Annotated in this window: 13 protein-coding genes; 10 read left to right on the plus strand and 3 right to left on the minus strand. The window is 53.8% G+C overall.

What is annotated here, in order from left to right:
- Positions 1-91 precede the first annotated feature (91 nt).
- Both mgtA and mgtL read right to left on the minus strand, forming a co-directional pair.
- Positions 92-2,800, minus strand: coding sequence for a magnesium-translocating P-type ATPase (gene mgtA / locus OGY62_RS19635; RefSeq protein ID WP_286460443.1), 2,709 nt, complete (start codon positions 2,798-2,800; stop codon positions 92-94).
- 143 nt (positions 2,801-2,943) lie between these two features.
- The gene (mgtL, locus tag OGY62_RS23330; RefSeq protein ID WP_071818874.1) at positions 2,944-3,252 is read right to left on the minus strand and encodes a mgtA regulatory leader peptide MgtL; all 309 of its coding nucleotides are present in this window, start codon (positions 3,250-3,252) and stop codon (positions 2,944-2,946) included.
- Here mgtL and treR point away from each other — a divergent pair.
- The 4 genes from treR (at position 3,224) to OGY62_RS19655 (ending at position 8,415) form a co-directional block, all read left to right on the plus strand.
- A complete protein-coding gene (gene treR / locus OGY62_RS19640; protein WP_012134348.1) occupies positions 3,224-4,171 on the plus strand; it encodes a trehalose operon repressor TreR in 948 nt (315 codons plus the stop codon). The two genes, mgtL and treR, sit on opposite strands and share 29 nt — an antisense overlap.
- A 176-nt stretch (positions 4,172-4,347) precedes the next feature.
- The gene (gene treB, locus OGY62_RS19645; protein WP_024130770.1) at positions 4,348-5,766 is read left to right on the plus strand and encodes a PTS trehalose transporter subunit IIBC; all 1,419 of its coding nucleotides are present in this window, start codon (positions 4,348-4,350) and stop codon (positions 5,764-5,766) included.
- Between the two features lie 49 nt (positions 5,767-5,815).
- Positions 5,816-7,471 carry an alpha,alpha-phosphotrehalase gene (treC, locus tag OGY62_RS19650; RefSeq protein ID WP_199976440.1) on the plus strand — a complete coding sequence of 552 codons (1,656 nt, stop codon included), beginning with the start codon at positions 5,816-5,818 and terminating at the stop codon, positions 7,469-7,471.
- 197 nt (positions 7,472-7,668) lie between these two features.
- Positions 7,669-8,415 (plus strand): oligogalacturonate-specific porin KdgM family protein, encoded by a 747-nt coding sequence (locus OGY62_RS19655; RefSeq protein WP_047459367.1) that lies wholly within the window; start codon positions 7,669-7,671, stop codon positions 8,413-8,415.
- A 4-nt stretch (positions 8,416-8,419) separates the two neighbouring features.
- Here OGY62_RS19655 and OGY62_RS19660 read toward each other — a convergent pair whose 3' ends face one another.
- Positions 8,420-9,079 (minus strand): MurR/RpiR family transcriptional regulator, encoded by a 660-nt coding sequence (locus OGY62_RS19660; RefSeq protein WP_012134352.1) that lies wholly within the window; start codon positions 9,077-9,079, stop codon positions 8,420-8,422.
- Positions 9,080-9,259: 180 nt separating this feature from the next.
- Here OGY62_RS19660 and OGY62_RS19665 point away from each other — a divergent pair, with 180 nt between their 5' ends.
- The 6 genes from OGY62_RS19665 to nrdG all read left to right on the plus strand — a co-directional run bounded on the left by OGY62_RS19665 (position 9,260) and on the right by nrdG (position 18,807).
- A complete protein-coding gene (locus OGY62_RS19665; RefSeq protein WP_012134354.1) occupies positions 9,260-10,657 on the plus strand; it encodes a PTS fructose transporter subunit IIC in 1,398 nt (465 codons plus the stop codon).
- A 14-nt stretch (positions 10,658-10,671) separates the two neighbouring features.
- A complete protein-coding gene (locus OGY62_RS19670) occupies positions 10,672-13,290 on the plus strand; it encodes a glycoside hydrolase family 38 N-terminal domain-containing protein (protein ID WP_286460444.1) in 2,619 nt (872 codons plus the stop codon).
- Positions 13,287-14,996, plus strand: coding sequence for a sugar phosphorylase (locus tag OGY62_RS19675; protein WP_286460445.1), 1,710 nt, complete (start codon positions 13,287-13,289; stop codon positions 14,994-14,996). The genes OGY62_RS19670 and OGY62_RS19675 overlap by 4 nt, the downstream gene beginning before the upstream one ends.
- Before the next feature lies 1 nt (position 14,997).
- Positions 14,998-15,582, plus strand: coding sequence for a fructose PTS transporter subunit IIA (locus OGY62_RS19680; RefSeq protein ID WP_200097126.1), 585 nt, complete (start codon positions 14,998-15,000; stop codon positions 15,580-15,582).
- Between the two features lie 404 nt (positions 15,583-15,986).
- The gene (gene nrdD, locus OGY62_RS19685; RefSeq protein WP_047459384.1) at positions 15,987-18,125 is read left to right on the plus strand and encodes an anaerobic ribonucleoside-triphosphate reductase; all 2,139 of its coding nucleotides are present in this window, start codon (positions 15,987-15,989) and stop codon (positions 18,123-18,125) included.
- 217 nt (positions 18,126-18,342) lie between these two features.
- A complete protein-coding gene (gene nrdG / locus OGY62_RS19690) occupies positions 18,343-18,807 on the plus strand; it encodes an anaerobic ribonucleoside-triphosphate reductase-activating protein (RefSeq protein WP_071257371.1) in 465 nt (154 codons plus the stop codon).
- The last annotated feature ends 53 nt before the right edge of the window (positions 18,808-18,860 follow it).

Here is an 18,860-nt window from a genome sequence, read left to right on the forward strand (position 1 = left end):
TTTCAAAAAAAATAAAACAGGAACTTTCGTGAGGATATATTTACGGAGTACAGAAAAGCGTAATGGCTGCCGCAGCAGCCATTATTCTGGATTATTGCCAGCCGTAACGACGGCTATAAAAACCTTTCACTAATTGTGTCAATGTCATATAACCCGCGAGAATAGCGATCAGCCACGGGAAGTAGCTCAGCGGCAGCGCCTGTAATTGCAGATAGCCCGCCAACGGCGAGAACGGCAGCGCGATACCCACCACCATCACCACCAGCGTCATCAGCATCAGCGGCCATGCGGCGCGGCTCTGAATAAACGGTACGCGGCGCGTGCGAATCATATGCACAATCAATGTTTGCGATAACAGCCCGACGACAAACCAACCCGACTGGAACAGGGTTTGCGCTTCCGGCACATTCGCGTGGAATACCCACCACATCAGGCAGAAGGTCAGGATGTCGAAAATCGAACTGATTGGCCCGAAGAAGATCATAAAACGCCCCAGATCGGCGGGATTCCAGCGTTGTGGCTTCTGGATCTGCTCGTCATCCACGTTATCAAACGGGATCGCCACCTGGGATACATCGTACAGCAGGTTCTGAATCAGTAAGTGCAGCGGCAGCATTGGCAGGAAGGGCAAGAATGCGCTCGCCACCAGCACGCTAAAGACGTTACCAAAGTTAGAACTCGCAGTCATTTTGATGTATTTCAGCATGTTGGAGAACGTGCGACGCCCTTCGATAACGCCCTCTTCCAGCACCATCAGGCTCTTTTCCAACAGGATAATATCCGCAGCTTCGCGGGCAATATCCACGGCGCCATCAACGGAAATGCCGATATCCGCCGCACGCAATGCCGGAGCATCATTGATGCCATCGCCCATAAAGCCAACCACATGCCCTTCGCGTTTCAGCAGCGTGACGATGCGCTCTTTGTGCATCGGCGTCAGGCGGGCAAACAGCGTGGTGCGCGCGGCAAGTTCCGCCAGTTCATCATCGCTCAGCCCTTCGATATCACTGCCAGTCACCACATCACCCGCATCAAGCCCGACTTCATGGCATACTTTCGCCGCCACCAGTTCGCTGTCGCCAGTGAGGATCTTCACGGTGATGCCGCTCTCTTTCAGCGCCTTCAGCGCCGGAGCGGTCGTCTCTTTCGGCGGATCGAGAAACGCAATGTAGCCTTCGAGGATCAGGTCAGACTCATCAATGCGTTGATAATCCCCTTCCCGCGCAGGCAGATACTTCGTGGCAACAGCCACCACGCGCAGCCCCTGGCGGTTCAGCGTATCCGTTACGCGCTTCACCCGGCGCAGCATGTTGTCATCCATCGGCACAATATCGCCATTGTGGCGCACCTGGGTGCAGACGCTGAGGATCTCCTGCAACGCGCCTTTGCACACCAGTTGATGCACATCGGCTTCTTCCGCCACCACTACGGACATCCGGCGACGCTCAAAATCAAACGGGATCTCATCAATTTTCTGCCAGCGCCCGGAGAGCTGACGCGCAGACTCTTCATCCACGCCTTCCAGCACTGCGGTATCCAGCAGATTTTTCAACCCGGTCTGGTAGTGGCTGTTCAGCCAGGCGGAATGCAGCACGCGTTCGCTGGGCTTGCCGGAGACATCCGTATGGTTCTCCAGCACAATTTTATCCTGAGTCAGCGTGCCGGTTTTGTCGGTGCAGAGAATATCCATCGCGCCGAAGTTCTGAATGGCGTCCAGGTGCTTAACAATGACTTTTTGCTTCGACAGTTTCACCGCCCCGCGCGCCAGCGTGGAGGTGACAATCATCGGCAGCATTTCCGGCGTCAGCCCTACCGCGACCGAGAGCGCAAACAGCGCCGCTTCCCACCAGTCGCCTTTGGTATAGCCGTTAATGATCAACACGATAGGCGCCATGACCAGCATAAAGCGGATCAACAGCATACTGACGCGGCTGATGCCTTTCTGAAACGCGTTTTGCTCGCTTTCCTGCTCGCTCACGCGGCCCGCCAGTTGACCAAACCAGGTCTCGCCGCCCGTTGCAATGACAATCGCCTGCGCCGTTCCGCTCACCACGTTAGTGCCCATAAAGCACAGCGTGTCGCATTCCAGCGGATTGCTTTGCTTAGGGGCGCGGGTCGTCGCCACTTTTTCTACCGGCAGAGATTCGCCCGTGAGCGAAGCCTGCGCGACAAACAGATCGCGCGCCTGAATAACGCGTAAATCCGCCGGGATCATATCGCCCGCCGCCAGCTTGATAATATCGCCCGGCACCAGTTGGTCGATGGGCAGCTCAACCCAGCTGTTCTCGCCTTTCTCATTGATAACGCGCAGCACCGTAGCGGTATTGCTGACCATCGCCTTCAACGCATCTGCCGCTTTGGTCGAACGCGCTTCCTGCACAAAATTCAGCAGCGTCGAAATCCCGACCATCAGCGCAATAACGCCTGCGGCAAACAGATCTTCCGTGGCATAGGAGATGACGCCGAGAATAGTCAGCAAAATATTGAAAGGGTTGCGATAGCAGACCCACAGGTGTCTCCACCACGGAGTCGGCTTCTGTGTGGGCAGCTGATTTTCACCGTATTTCTCGCGCGCATCCTCCACTTCTGCGACATTCAGCCCCTCAGGATGCGCATCGAATGCGCGCCAGAGCGCCGCCTCTTCCATCACCGCCATTTTCAGGCAGCGATCGCTCAATGACGGGGGAATCGGAGTATTCGCAACGCTCTGCGCACTGGGCAAGGGGTCGCGATGCACCAGACGATGAGGTAAATGACGGTTAAGGCGGGCAAACAGCTCGCGGGTGATATTTTTCAGCATAAGCAGTCCCTCCGCGCCGAAAAAGTGGCGCAGAAACATCTCTCAGGCGCGGCAAAACCTTACCTGACGATAATTTAAAGCGATAACAGGGACGTCGGGAACGTCACTGCCTTACGTATCCGGTAAGACAGTGAAAAACAGGCTTACCGGAAAGGGCTATTTCTCCATCGCGGGAGAGGGGTGGGTTCGGGATCCATGCAGCCTCCGGTAAGTGAATGATTGGCGCCGCGCATTATACGCAGAAAACCATAAGGTTTGTGGCAATTATGGCGGTATGATACCGCCGTGTAATTAAACCAAACGTATACACAAAAACATTTAGCTTGAAGGATGAAGCGTATAAACCAGACTTTACCCATTGCCCCTGGCTTGAGTAAAGTTACTCTTTTTGACACAACTTGATGCGCACCACGGGAAAACAGGATGCAGAATCGGCTGACCATTAAAGACATTGCCCGCTTAAGCGGCGTAGGGAAATCCACCGTTTCCCGCGTGCTCAACAACGAAAGCGGGGTAAGTGAACGGACTCGTGAACGTGTGGAAGCCGTAATGAATCAACATGGTTTTTCCCCTTCCCGTTCCGCACGCGCCATGCGCGGGCAAAGTGATAAAGTGGTCGCCATTATTGTTACCCGTCTGGATTCCCTGTCAGAAAACCTCGCCGTCCAGACCATGCTGCCCGCATTTTACGAGCAGGGTTACGATCCCATCATGATGGAGAGTCAGTTCTCGCCAGAACTGGTAGAAGAACACCTGGGGATGCTCAGACGGCGTAATATTGACGGCGTGGTGCTGTTCGGTTTTACCGGTATTTGCGAGGAGATGCTTGCGCCCTGGCAGGCCTCGCTGGTGCTGCTGGCAAGGGACGCCAGCGGTTTTGCGTCGGTGTGCTATGACGACGAAGGCGCTATCCATACCTTAATGCAGCGTCTGTATGACCAGGGACATCGGGCGATCAGCTTTCTCGGCGTGCCTCACAGCGACGTCACGACCGGTAAGCGCCGTCACGAAGCCTATCTGAGTTTCTGCAAAAAAAATAAACTGCACCCTGTCGCCGCTCTGCCTGGCCTGGCGATGAAACAAGGCTATGAGCACGCTGCGGATGTCATTACACCAGACACCAGCGCGCTGGTCTGCGCGACCGATACGCTGGCGCTGGGCGCCAGTAAATATTTGCAGGAACAGCGTATCGATTCTCTGCAACTGGCGAGCGTCGGGAACACGCCGCTGATGAAATTTCTCCACCCGGAGATTATCACGGTTGATCCCGGTTACGCTGAAGCCGGGAAACAAGCGGCCTTACAGCTGATCGAGCAAATCAACGGCCGCAGCGATCCCCGCCAGATCGTCATTCCGTCTACCCTCTCCTGATTCTTTTCTGAACGGTAATTTGTGATCTTCGCTGCGTTTCGGGAACGTTCCCATTTTTTAATATTCACCGAAGATATACTCTTGCGCCAACAACGTAAGAGCTGCCGGATGGCGACGCTAAAGCGTCTTATCATCCGGCTTACAGGGACACATTTCATCTGCCACGGGGCTTTATGATGAGCAAAGTAAAACAAGCTGATATAGACCAGCTGATTGAACTGGTCGGCGGGCGAGACAATATCGCCACGGTGAGCCACTGCATTACTCGCCTGCGCTTTGTGCTGAACCAGCCAGCAAATGCCAGACCGAAAGAAATTGAACAATTACCGATGGTTAAAGGCTGCTTCACCAACGCCGGGCAGTTCCAGGTGGTGATTGGCACTGACGTTGGCGACTACTACAACGCGCTGCTGGCAACCACCGGTCAGGCGCACGCCGACAAAGAGCAGGCTAAAAAAGCCGCGCGGCAGAATATGAAATGGCACGAGCAGTTGATCTCCCACTTCGCTGAGATCTTCTTCCCGCTGCTGCCTGCGCTGATCAGCGGCGGTCTGATCTTAGGTTTTCGCAACGTGATCGGCGATCTGCCGATGAGCAACGGTCAGACGCTGGCGCAGATGCATCCCGCGCTGAAAACGATCTACGACTTCCTGTGGCTGATCGGTGAAGCGATCTTCTTCTACCTGCCGGTCGGGATCTGCTGGTCTGCGGTGAAGAAAATGGGCGGCACGCCGATCCTCGGTATCGTACTCGGCGTAACGCTGGTGTCGCCGCAGTTGATGAACGCCTATCTGCTGGGCCAGCAGGCTCCTGAAGTGTGGGACTTCGGCATGTTCAGCATTGCGAAAGTCGGCTATCAGGCGCAGGTCATCCCGGCATTGCTGGCGGGTCTGGCGCTCGGCTTTATTGAAACGCGCATGAAGCGTATCGTGCCGGATTACCTCTATCTGGTGGTGGTGCCGGTATGCTCGTTGATCCTCGCGGTCTTTCTCGCACACGCCTTTATCGGCCCGTTTGGTCGCATGATTGGCGATGGCGTGGCCTTTGCGGTGCGCCATCTGATGACCGGGAGTTTCGCCCCTGTCGGCGCGGCGCTGTTCGGCTTCCTGTACGCCCCGTTGGTCATTACCGGCGTACATCAGACTACGCTGGCTATCGATATGCAGATGATTCAGAGCATGGGCGGTACGCCGGTATGGCCGTTGATTGCGCTGTCGAATATCGCCCAGGCTTCCGCTGTGGTGGGTATTATTATCTCCAGCCGTAAGCACAACGAACGCGAAATTTCCGTTCCGGCCGCCATCTCCGCCTACCTCGGCGTGACCGAACCGGCGATGTACGGCATCAACCTGAAATACCGCTTCCCGATGCTGTGCGCCATGATCGGCTCTGGCCTCGCCGGGTTGTTATGCGGCCTGAACGGCGTTATGGCGAACGGGATCGGCGTCGGTGGCTTGCCGGGCATCCTTTCCATCCAGCCGAGCTACTGGCAGGTGTTTAGCATGGCGATGGCGATCGCGGTCGTCATCCCAATCGTGCTGACTTCCGTTATCTATCAGCGTAAGTACCGTCAGGGCACGTTGCAGATTGTCTGATTCTTCTTCGGGGCGCAGTTGCGCCCCATCGCATATGTAGGTTACAAGCATGAATACCCTTCCCCACTGGTGGCAAAACGGCGTTATTTACCAGATCTATCCCAAAAGTTTTCAGGACACGACCGGCAGCGGAACCGGCGATTTACGCGGCGTTACGCAGCGTCTTGATTACCTGCAAAAACTGGGGGTGGATGCTATCTGGCTGACGCCATTCTATGTTTCACCGCAGATTGATAACGGCTACGACGTCGCGAACTACACCGCCATCGACCCGGCCTACGGCACGCTGGATGATTTTGACGAACTGGCAGCGCAGGCCAAAGCGCGCGGCATCCGCATTATTCTGGATATGGTGTTTAACCACACCTCCACGCAGCATGCCTGGTTCCATAACGCGCTGAATAAAGAGAGTCCGCACCGGGAGTTTTATATCTGGCGCGACGGTACGCCGGATGTGCCGCCCAATAACTGGCGCTCCAAATTTGGCGGCAGCGCCTGGCGCTGGCATGCCCAGAGCGAACAGTATTACCTGCACCTTTTCGCCCCGGAGCAGGCCGACCTGAACTGGGAAAATCCGGCGGTGCGCGCTGAGCTGAAAAAAGTGTGTGAATTCTGGGCCGATCGCGGCGTGGACGGGCTGCGCCTGGATGTCGTGAACCTCATCTCCAAGGATCAGCGTTTCCCGAACGATCTGGACGGCGATGGTCGCCGCTTTTACACCGACGGGCCGCGCGCGCATGAGTTCTTGCACGAGATGAACCGTGACGTTTTTACTCCGCGTAACCTGATGACGGTGGGCGAAATGTCATCCACCACTCTGGAAAACTGTCAGCGGTATGCCGCTCTCGATGGCAGCGAGCTGTCGATGACCTTTAACTTCCATCATCTGAAAGTCGATTATCCCGGCGGCGAGAAATGGACGCTGGCAAAGCCGGATTACGTGGCGCTAAAAGCACTGTTTCGCCACTGGCAGCAGGGGATGCATAACGTTGCCTGGAATGCCCTGTTCTGGTGTAACCACGATCAGCCGCGTATCGTGTCGCGCTTTGGCGACGAAGGCGAACTGCGGGTTCCGGCGGCGAAGATGCTGGCGATGGTGCTGCACGGTATGCAGGGTACGCCCTATATCTACCAGGGCGAAGAAATTGGCATGACAAACCCGCATTTCTCCCACATCACCGATTACCGTGACGTGGAAAGCCACAACATGTTTGCCTGGCTGCGCGCCCAGGGCCGGGAAGCCAATGATTTACTGGCTATTCTTGCCAGCAAATCCCGCGATAACAGCCGCACGCCTATGCAGTGGGATAGCAGCGCGAATGCAGGGTTTACGCAAGGCGAGCCGTGGATCAACCTCTGCGATAACTATGCGGACATCAACGTGGCGGCGGCGCTAAATGATGAAGACTCGGTGTTCTACACCTATCAAAGACTGATTGCCTTGCGCAAAACAGAGCCGGTCTTAACCTGGGGGAATTATCAGGATCTGCTGCCAGACAGCCCGCATGTATGGTGCTATCGCCGCGAATGGCAGGGGCAGCGGTTACTGGTGGTCGCCAACCTGAGCAACGCCTGTCAGGCCTGGTTGCCAGAGCATCACGAAGGAAACTGGCAGGCGCTGATGCACAACTACGACGAGGTTGCCACCCGCCCTGCCGCCATGACGTTACGCCCGTTTGAGGCCGTCTGGTGGTTGCAAAAGTAATCACAACGGGATACGGACAGACCTGTCTGTATCCCGGATTATTCAGCCCACAGATATTTTCTCCGTCTTTCTGACAACGTAAAAAAATGCCGCGTATAGTGATACTTAGAATGTACCATCATAAAATTTACACGCGCTAAAGAATAAAACAAAAATAGACCTGCCACTGACACTTATCATATAACCGGCAGGATATCATGAATAAACCTCTTATTAAGTTAAGTTTACTTTCAGCTTTACTCATTAGCAGCCAGGGATGGTGCGGTAATACCTCTGTTGATTTGCGTTTTGGTCATAATACCAATTCAGAAGCTAATGATTCCAGAATTAAAGTCATGCACCAGGCCGACAATGGTTTTTATTTCTCCGTTGAAGCTGCACAAAACCATAACGATACGTTTTTTGGCGATACCGATCGCTACAGTTCCGATGATAAAGGCGTGACCGAAGCGGCCCAGGAAATAGAAACTCGCTGGCGCTTTGATTTAGGTGACGGTTACTCGGTCGCACCGGGGATGGTCACCGTATTTACGTCCAGTAATACCCATTATCGCCCTTTTATTCAGGGCTGGAAATCCTTCGATAATGGCCTTAACCTTTCTGCCCGTTATCGTTACAACACGGTGAACGATGCGCACAGCGACAGAGAGTTAGACGGCAGCGGTTATACACGTCGTGAATCTCATCAGTTCGATATATGGTTTGCCTACAATATTGGTAACTTTGGCATGTCTTATAACCCCCGTTTCCGCTATCAGGATGGCGTCGATCAGGGGACGGGCGACGATACTTACTGGGAACATACCCTCGCATTCAACTACAAACTGGACGATGGCTGGACGCCGTACGTCGAGCTGGTCTCTCTTGATAAAACCTATATCAATGACGACGGTCATCATGAAAATGATTACGCCGTACGTCTTGGTATCGTAAAACAGCTTTAACGCGCTATGCCGCATCGTATTGCAGCAGATAACATCCGATGCGGTCTACTACCGTCAGCAGTTCCAGCTGGCCTTCTCGTTGATATAACGAGATTGCGTCAATATCAATATCCAGAGGCCAGCATAATGTTGAAATCGTCGCTAACGTGGATTCTCGTTTTGTAATCGCAATGATTTTTAATCCCTTACGTAACGCGTTTCGCGCCATTTCGACTAACGACGCCGTTTCACCCGATTTGCTGATCAACACCAGCGTACCTTTAGAGACACGCGTCAGCTGATGAACATCATTGAGAATGAGGTGCGGCAAGCTCGCCAGCGACAAAAAACGCGACAAATAATTCAGGCTGGTCAATGACGCGCCGCGCGCATATAAGAAGATATGGCTGGAATTAACCAGTATGTTGCACAGTTGTGTAATGGTCTCTTCTTTTTCATCACCAACAACATATCTTACGGGTTCGGCTATTAACCTGTCGCGAGAAAACTGATACCGTAGCTCGGTATAGCTCCGGTATCCCATTTTTTTACACACCCGATTAACGGATGTTGTAGTGGTGAATGTTTCGCTCGCAATCACCTTAGCTGAAATACCCGATATTTCATGAGCATGACACTGAATATACTCAAATATTAATCTTTCACTACCCTGAAAGGAATTCATAAAACCCACCCTTAACCTACGAATATAATATATTCTATCAATATCGTATTTATAACACTGGAATGCGAATCACACTCTATTCAACAGGTATGGCGATACGCAATTAGTACCATCAAACCTTTTATTGCCTTTTTTATTTCTCTTTATAATTTCTGCAATTCTATTGTTAGGGGTTTTACAATGACAAGGCAAAAAGTCGTCGCGATAACGGCATGCCCGACCGGCATCGCTCATACCTTTATGGCTGCCAACAAAATTGCAGCGTGGGGAGAAGAAAATAACGTCATCGTCAAAGTGGAAACACAAGGAAGCGATGGCGTCAAAAACAAGCTTTCCCGGCAAGATATTGCCAGCGCAGATGCCGTCATTCTGGCAATCGATGTTCCCATCCAGGACGCTGAACGATTCGATAACGTTCCTCATCTCAAAATACGCACTCAGGAACTGATCAAAAATACCGATCGTTACCTGCGTCAGGCGCTGGCGATGGATAAAACCGTAACGGCAGCGTGTGAAGAACAGGAAGAAGCTCGCTCCGCCTGGCAGACCTTCATCGGCCATATTATGGCGGCGATCAGCTATATGCTCCCGGTCGTCGTCCTCGGCGGATTACTGATGGCGGTCGCCAAAATAACCGGGCAGTTTATTCCAATTGCCGGTACGCCGTTCGAGGTGCTGGATAAACTGGGCTTTATGGTGATCAAGTTCATGTACCCGGTTTTTGCCATGTACCTCGCGTTCTCTATTGCCGGTAAACCTGCGCTGATCCCCGGACTTATCGGCGGCATTATGTCCGACGAGGTCTATAAACGCTTTTTTGATCTCGACGGTTTTATGCCCTCAGGCTTCTTCGGCGCCATCGCCATCGGCTTTTTTGTCGGTCATCTGGTGCAGTGGCTCAACAATACCATTAACGTTCGCGCCCAGCTTACCACCATTAAAACGATGCTTATCGTGCCGCTGTGTACCGGCATTACGCTCGTCATCGTTATGCAGTACCTGATCAACCCCTTCTTTGGCGCAATCAACCAGGCGATGGTCGAGTTTTTCACCTCCGCTGGCGACACCGGGCGCGGTTTTTACGCCATGATGATCGCCGCAGGGACGGCCTTCGACCTCGGCGGCCCCATCAATAAAGCCGCTGGTTCGGTGGCGCTGGGGCTCAACGGCGTCAGCGAAACCTTCGATTTAACCGCCAGAGAGCTGGCGATCGTCATTCCATCTATCGGCGTCGGCCTGGCGGCGTTGCTGAATAACCGTTTTGGCCTGCCCAACGTGTTTAGCAGCGAAGAAAAAACCGTCGGCGGTACGTCTTTACTGCTGGGATTCATTGGTATTTCAGAAGGCGCCATTCCTTTCATCCTGAAAAATCCACGCCTGATTCCGGTCTTTATGGTCGGCGCGATGTCCGGCGCGCTTATTGCTATCGCACTCGGCGTGAAGCAATCGCTGCCGTTGCCTGCCATCTGGGGATGGCCGCTGGCGACAAATGTCACAGGGTATCTGATCAGCGTGTTTGCCGGTTCTCTTGTATGCGCGCTGGGCGTGCTCTTCGCCAGCCCTAAGATCGCCAAATAATTCAGGAAGTAGAAATGAGCAACATTCACGTCATCGCCCATACGCACTGGGATCAGGAATGGTATTTCACCTTGCAGGATAGCAATATTCTCGCGTCCTGGAATTTTGCGGATGTGATCCGAACCCTGGAACAGAACCCTGCGTATACCTGTTACCACTTCGACGGCCAAACCGCTGTCGTGGAAGATTTCCTGGCCGTCAATCCTCAATACTGCGAACGGCTGAAACAGCTGGTCGCCGACAGACGGCTTTTTATCGGCCCGTGGTACACCCAGACGGATACGTATAATGTTCATGGCGAATCCATCATTCGCAACCTGAAATACGGGATACTTTCCGCGCGTAAACTGGGCCATGCCATGATGGTCGGCTATTTACCCGATACGTTCGGCCACAACAGCCAGCTCCCGACTCTGCTTCGCGGGTGTAACCTTGATAACATCGTTTTCTGGCGGGGCATCAACCATGATACGCAGGTTGAAAAGAGTCAGTTCATCTGGCAAGCGCCATCCGGCGCGCAGGTTATCGCTTGCGCCATGCCCTTCGGCTATGGCGCGGCAAAAAATATTCGTGCAGACGACGCGCATCTGCACGACAAAATATTCCCAATCGTTAACCACATCCGCCAACGCTCCGGCCTGAACGATCTGCTCCTGCCCTGCGGCGGCGACCAGGTCAATATTGATCCCCATCTGCCGGAGATACTGCGTATCGCCAGCGCATGTTCCCCTGAGGGAGATCGTTTTCAGATCTCCTCTCTGGAAGCGTACATTGACCGCCTTCGACAACAGGCATCAGGATATGATCGCTGGCAAGGGGAATTAAAATCTCCCCGCTATACCCGCATTCATAAAACAATCGGTTCAGTACGTTACGACATCAAAAAGAAGAATTATGATGTTGAACAGTTCCTGTTAGGCAAGCTCGAACCCACCATTGCGCTGGCGCGTTATCAGGGCATTGAGGTCAACGTGCAATGGGTTGATCAGATATGGAAAAACCTTCTGCGTAATCATGCGCATGACTCCATCGGCGGGTGTAACAGCGATGCCACCAATCGCGACATTCTCCATCGCCTTGAGCAAACGGAACAGCTTAGCCATAGTCTGTGGAATCTGGTCGTAAAAGAACTGGCGACCGCCAGTTGTGAAGAGGGCGATCTTTTCGTCATCAACCCCAGCGCCACCGCCTGGTCGGGCATTATCAAAGCCACATTATATAGCCGCACGGCCGGTATTGAACTCAGCCATCATGCGCGTCCTCTTCCGTTCAGCGTTCTCGAACGCACGCAGGTCTCCGGCGGGCGCACGGTTCAGGTTACTGTGCAGGGCGAAAAAGAGGTCGAACTTCCGCCTTATTACCGCTGGCAGGTCGCTATTGACGCGCCAGCGTTACCGCCGCTGGGCTATACCCACATTCAGGTGCAGGAATCGTCACGCACCGCGCCTGCAATGCGCAACTGCGCTGAAAGCGCCATTGAAAACAACGATTACCGGCTGGCGCTGCATGCCGGTTCGCTGTCGCTTCATGATAAGCGCAACGGCCGGGTAATATCCGACCTGCTGGCCTTTGAAGACTGTGCGGATGCGGGCGATAGCTATGACTTTTCGCCGCTGGAGGGCGATGTTCCGCAGCGCTGCCACACATTTACGCTTATTGACTGCGAGAAAGGCCCGCACATTGAACGGATGACGCTAAGCGCCACGCTGATGCTGCCCCCTTCGCTGACGGCGCGAGAGGCGCAGGATGTTCAGCCCTACCCTGTACGCCTTGTCTGCGAGCTTCGCCAGCATGACGCTCAGCTTTTTATCGACGTTTCGCTGGAAAACACCGTCTGCGATCACCGCCTGCGCTTACTCATCAACAGCGACATTCGCACCACGGAATCCATCGCCTCTCAACCCTTTGCCGTCATCCGGCGTCCTGTTGCCGATGCGCCAGCCGACTGGCGTCAGCACTATCGGGAAAAGCCGATCGATATTGAAACCAGCGAGGGCATTATCGCCATCGAGGAAAACAACCGCTCGCTCATCATCAATAGCCTGGGCATGAAAGAGTTTCAGATATGCCAGAACGGGACGGCGCAGATAGCGTTGACGTTGTTTAAATCAACGGGAGTCCTGGGACGTGACGATCTTGACTGGCGACCCGGACGCGCTTCCGGCATTAATAATACCGTCGTCAACACGCCCGACGCGCAGCTGCTTAAACCGCTGCATTTCAGCCTGACGTTAGCGCTTGCCGATCGGGCCGACCCTATGACGTTAAGGCATCTTGAAACCCGCGTGACGCGCCAGCCATTCACCTGGCAAAATCAGACGTTGAACACGCTGGACAACCGCCTGGAGCGTTTTACGCTCAATTTTGTTTCGCGCTCGCTGCCGGAAACATTCAGCCTGCTGACGCTTCCCGAACCGCTGATGCTTTCCGCAATACCCCATGCCCATACGGTAGACGGAACAATCATTCGCATTTTCAATGCCGGAGAGCACCCGGTGCCGCTCCCGCCTTCGCTAAGAAATATTCCGCAGATCAATTATCTGGAAGAACCTGTCGCTGATTGCGCCACCATTTTGCCTTGCAGTACGTGTGATTTTCTTTTTACTCATCAGGAGCGTAACGAAAAAGTATGAGCCAGAACGCCCATCATACCTTCATCAAAAATACGTTAGCTCAGCTTTATCCCCGTGCGGATCGGTACGCGCTGGCGGCGAAAATCGAGCAACTCTGCCAACGCTGGAAGCTACGGGAGCAAACCGCCGCGCCTTTGGATCAGAGCCGGGTGTGGATGATTGCTTATGGCGACAGTATCCATAGCGGGGACACAAACGCTCTTGCCTGCCTGCATCAGTTTTCGACACGCTGGCTTAAAGGCGTCATCAGCGACATTCATCTGCTGCCCATGTTCCCGTGGACATCTGATGATGGCTTCAGCGTTAAAGATTATCGCCACATTGCGCCAGAGTTAGGCCAGTGGTCAGACATTGCAGCGCTGGCAGGCGATTTTAATCTGATGTTTGATTTCGTGATTAACCATATCTCTCAGCAAAGCCGCTGGTTCCAGGGCTATTTACACGGCGAACCGCGTTATCAGCACTACTTTATTAGCGCCGACCCTGACGATGACTACCATCTTGTCACGCGTCCACGCGCCCTTCCCCTGCTTACGCCATTCAAGCGCAAAACGGGGGAAACCGTACATATCTGGACGACATTCAGCGCCGATCAGATCGATCTGAATTTCCGTGAACCTGACGTGTTACTGGAAAGTATCGACATCCTGCTGGAATACGCAGCGCGCGGCGCACGCGCAATCAGACTCGATGCGATCGGTTTTTTGTGGAAAGAGCGAAACAGCACCTGTATTCACCTGCCGCAGACGCATCTGATCGTTAAACTCTGGCGCGCCATTCTGGATACTACCTGGCCTGACTGCCTGTTGATTACGGAAACCAACGTCCCACATCAGGAAAATATCAGCTACTTCGGCAACGGCGATGAAGCTCACATGGTGTATCAGTTCCCCTTGCCGCCGCTGACGCTCCATGCCTTTTTACGCGGTAACGCACGCTGGTTACGCCAGTGGGCGCAACGTCTGGAACAGGATGCGTTTCCCGACAAGACGACCTTTTTTAATTTCCTCGCCAGCCACGACGGCATCGGGCTGCGTCCCGTGGAAAATCTCCTTTGCGCAGAAGAGCGGCAGTTTCTGATAAGCGAGGTAGAACGCAAGCAGGGGCGTATTTCATGGAAAACCAACCCTGACGGCAGCCAGTCGCCGTATGAACTTAACATCAACTTTCTGAGCGCATTGAGCGAGCCAGGGGAAAGTCCCGACGACCAGCTCGCCAGATTCACCGCCGCGCACGCCATCCTCTTTATGCTGCGGGGCGTGCCTGCGATCTATTATCACAGCCTCTTCGGCAGTGAAAATGACAACGCCGGGCTGCTCGAATCGGGCATAAATCGCCGCATTAACCGGGAAAAACTGGACGCTGCCACGCTCCATGAGCAGTTGCTCTCGCCGGAAACGAGACAATCCCGAATCTACGCGTCTCTGGCAAAGTTAGCGCATATACGTCAGCAGCATTCCGCATTTTCTCCGTTCGCCTCGCAGCACGTTCCTGAATTGCCTGACGCGCTCTTTGGCGTCGTTCGCCAGCATCCTACAGAAGGCGAAACGCTGTACTGCGTCGTGAACGTCACAGGAATATCACAATCACTTTCACTGCCTGTCACAGGAACAGATCTGCTGACGGGCGCAGCATTCAACGGCGCTTGCGAGCTTTCCGGCTGGCAAACGGTATGGATTCTCGCTGATACGCAACCGGAGGCATAACATGGAGTTGTCCGCGCTTACGCATTCTGAACTGATTTTTATCGATCCGCCGCACCGCACTCCTGAAGCGGTGATCGGGGAGATGTCCGCCGCCCTGTTCAGGCAGGGCCTGATCAACGACAAGGCGATGTTTATTGATAGCGTCCTGCGCCGTGAAAGCGAAGGGCCCACGGCGTTGGGAGAGTCGCTGGCTGTCCCACATGGGAAATGCGGCTCGGTTGTCCAGGCCGCATTTAGCGTCGCCCTGTTTCGCCAGCCCGTCATGTGGCCGGGTCTTGAGGGGGACGAGGAGGTTCAGTTGGTATTTCTGCTGGCGATTCCCCCAGAAGAAGCAGGCAGTACGCATATGCAATTATTAACCCGACTAACCTCGTCTCTGGTGGACGATAAAGTGCGTGAATCACTCATCAACGCTTCCTCTGCCGAAGAGGTTCTTGCGCTGCTCTCGCCAGATGTGCCTTCGGTTTCGCCAGAACCCACTATTGCGGTAAAAAACACCCGGCTTGTCCCCCTGGTTTTGGGGATCGTCGCTGTTGCTGCATTTATCAATGCGGGTATTCACTGGATGAACGCAACAGCGCAATAACCCCTCCTGCGTCAAACCGGTTGTTTCTTTTCGCGCCGGTTTGACGAACGCCTGGCTTAACGCCCGAATTTTGTTGAATTTTTACGCAATTTTTAAGTCCAAAAATTTACATTAAGCGCAAGCGCCCGCCATTCGTACTCTTAAATTTTTACTTTGTTCTGAATCAATAAAATCGTAAACATCTTTGATGCAAATCACTACATATAGAACTTAAAATGAAACCCGACCCAATATGTTGTATTAATCGACTACAATTGCTACAAACACAACACGACGCCATAACGGTGATGTTGTGGATAACGTGGGTCGGGATTGCGGGAAGTCGTTGGATAGAGAGATGAATAAACCCACGCAGACTTCCTCAGCCTCTGTGGATAACCTGTTCTTATAAATATGGAGTGATCATGACACCGCATGTGATGAAACGAGATGGCTGTAAAGTGCCGTTTAAATCAGAGCGCATCAAGGAAGCCATTCTGCGTGCAGCTAAAGCAGCGGGAGTCGATGACGCAGATTACTGCGCCACCGTCGCAGAAGTCGTTAGTAACCAGATGAATGAGCGCAGCCAGGTTGATATCAACGAGATCCAGACAGCCGTTGAGAACCAGCTGATGTCCGGGCCGTACAAACAACTCGCTCGCGCTTACATTGAATACCGCCATGACCGTGATATTCAACGTGAAAAACGTGGCCGTCTGAACCAGGAAATTCGTGGTCTGGTTGAGCAAACCAACTCCGCGCTGCTGAACGAAAACGCCAACAAAGACAGTAAAGTGATCCCGACCCAGCGCGATCTGCTGGCCGGTATCGTGGCGAAACACTACGCCCGTCAGCATCTGCTGCCGCGTGATGTGGTGCAGGCGCACGAGCGCGGCGACATTCACTATCACGATCTCGACTATTCTCCGTTCTTCCCGATGTTCAACTGTATGCTGATCGATCTGAAAGGCATGCTGACGCAGGGCTTTAAGATGGGGAATGCGGAAATCGAGCCGCCGAAATCCATCTCCACCGCCACGGCCGTAACCGCGCAAATCATCGCACAGGTCGCCAGCCATATTTATGGCGGCACCACCATCAACCGTATTGATGAAGTGCTGGCGCCGTTTGTTACCGCCAGCTTCAATAAACACCGTAAGACCGCCGAAGAGTGGCAGATCCCGGACGCTGACGGCTACGCGCACGCCCGTACCGAGAAAGAGTGCTACGACGCTTTCCAGTCTCTGGAATACGAAGTGAACACGCTGCACACCGCCAACGGACAGACGCCGTTCGTCACCTTTGGTTTTGGCCTCGGCACCAGCTGGGAATCGCGCCTGATTCAGCAATCCATCCTGCGTAACCGTATCGCAGGTCTGGGTAAGAACCGTAAAACCGCCGTGTTCCCGAAACTGGTGTTTGCGATTCGCGACGGTCTGAACCACAAGTTTGGCGATCCGAACTACGACATCAAACAGCTGGCGCTGGAGTGCGCAAGCAAACGCATGTATCCAGACATCCTGAACTACGATCAGGTGGTGAAAGTGACCGGTTCGTTCAAAACGCCTATGGGCTGTCGCAGCTTCCTCGGCGTCTGGGAAAATGAGAACGGCGAACAGGTTCACGATGGCCGCAACAACCTGGGCGTCATCAGCCTCAACCTGCCGCGTATCGCGCTGGAAGCCGGTGGCAATGAAGCAACGTTCTGGAAGCTACTGGACGATCGCCTGGTGCTGGCGCGTAAAGCGCTGATGACCCGTATCGCCCGTCTGGAAGGCGTGAAAGCCCGCGTTGCGCCAATCCTTTATATGGAAGGCGCCTGTGGTGTCCGCCTGAAAGCTGACGATGACGTTTCCGAGATTTTTAAAAACGGCCGCGCGTCAATTTCGCTGGGCTATATCGGTATTCACGAAACCATCAACGCGCTGTTTGGCGACAAACATCTGTACGACAGCGAAGCGCTGCGCGCCAAAGGTATCGCCATTGTCGAGCGCCTGCGTCAGGCAGTGGATCAGTGGAAAGACGAAACCGGCTATGGCTTCAGCCTGTACAGCACGCCGAGCGAGAACCTGTGCGACCGTTTCTGCCGTCTGGATACCGCTGAGTTTGGCGTCGTGCCGGGCGTGACCGATAAAGGCTACTACACCAACAGCTTCCACCTCGACGTGGAGAAGAAGGTGAACCCGTACGATAAAATCGATTTCGAAGCGCCGTATCCGCCGCTGGCGAGCGGTGGCTTCATTTGCTACGGCGAATACCCGAACATTCAGCACAACCTGAAAGCGCTGGAAGACGTCTGGGATTACAGCTATCAGCATGTGCCGTATTACGGAACCAACACGCCAATCGATGAGTGTTACGAGTGCGGCTTTACCGGCGAGTTCGAGTGCACCAGCAAAGGGTTTACCTGCCCGAAATGCGGTAACCACGATGCCGCGCGTGTTTCAGTCACCCGCCGCGTATGCGGTTATTTAGGCAGCCCGGATGCGCGTCCGTTTAACGCCGGTAAGCAGGAAGAAGTGAAGCGCCGCGTTAAGCATTTAGGCAATGGGCAGATCGGTTAATCCTCCGTTTGCAATACGTAAATGCCGGATGGCGGTGTAAACACCTTATCCGGCCTACAACCGCTGGCTATAGTTCCAATTTCATGAGTTTCCTCTAAGCAGTTGGTGTTGTAGCAAGGCGGCAAACGAACGAATCCCAGGGAGCTTACATAAGTAAGTGACCTGGGTAAGTGAGAGCGGCCAACGCCGCTACAGCGCCAAATGCAACGAGGAAACAATGAACTTTCACCAGTACTACCCCGTCGACATCGTCAACGGCCCCGGCACGCGCTGTACTCTGTTTGTTTCCGGGTGCGTGCATGAATGCCCCGGGTGTTACAACAAAAGCACCTGGCGGCTCAATTCGGGTAAACCGTTTACGAAAGAGATGGAAGACCAGATCATTAACGATCTGAACGACGCGCGGATTAAACGCCAGGGGATCTCACTGTCTGGCGGCGATCCGCTGCATCCCCAAAACGTACCGGACATTCTGAAACTGGTGCAACGCATTCGCGAAGAGTGCCCCGGCAAAGACATCTGGGTATGGACGGGTTATAAGCTGGATGAGCTCAACGCCGCGCAAATGCAGGTTGTGGATCTGATTAACGTGCTGGTCGACGGTAAATTCGTACAGGATCTTAAAGACCCGATGCTGATCTGGCGCGGCAGCAGTAACCAGGTCGTCCATCATTTACGTTGAGCGCACTCTTTAACGCCGTTTCTCTGCTTCAGGATAAACAAATGTAATGCGTT

It is taken from the genome of Citrobacter sp. CK198, assembly GCF_030333295.1.
Classification (GTDB): domain Bacteria; phylum Pseudomonadota; class Gammaproteobacteria; order Enterobacterales; family Enterobacteriaceae; genus Citrobacter_B; species Citrobacter_B koseri.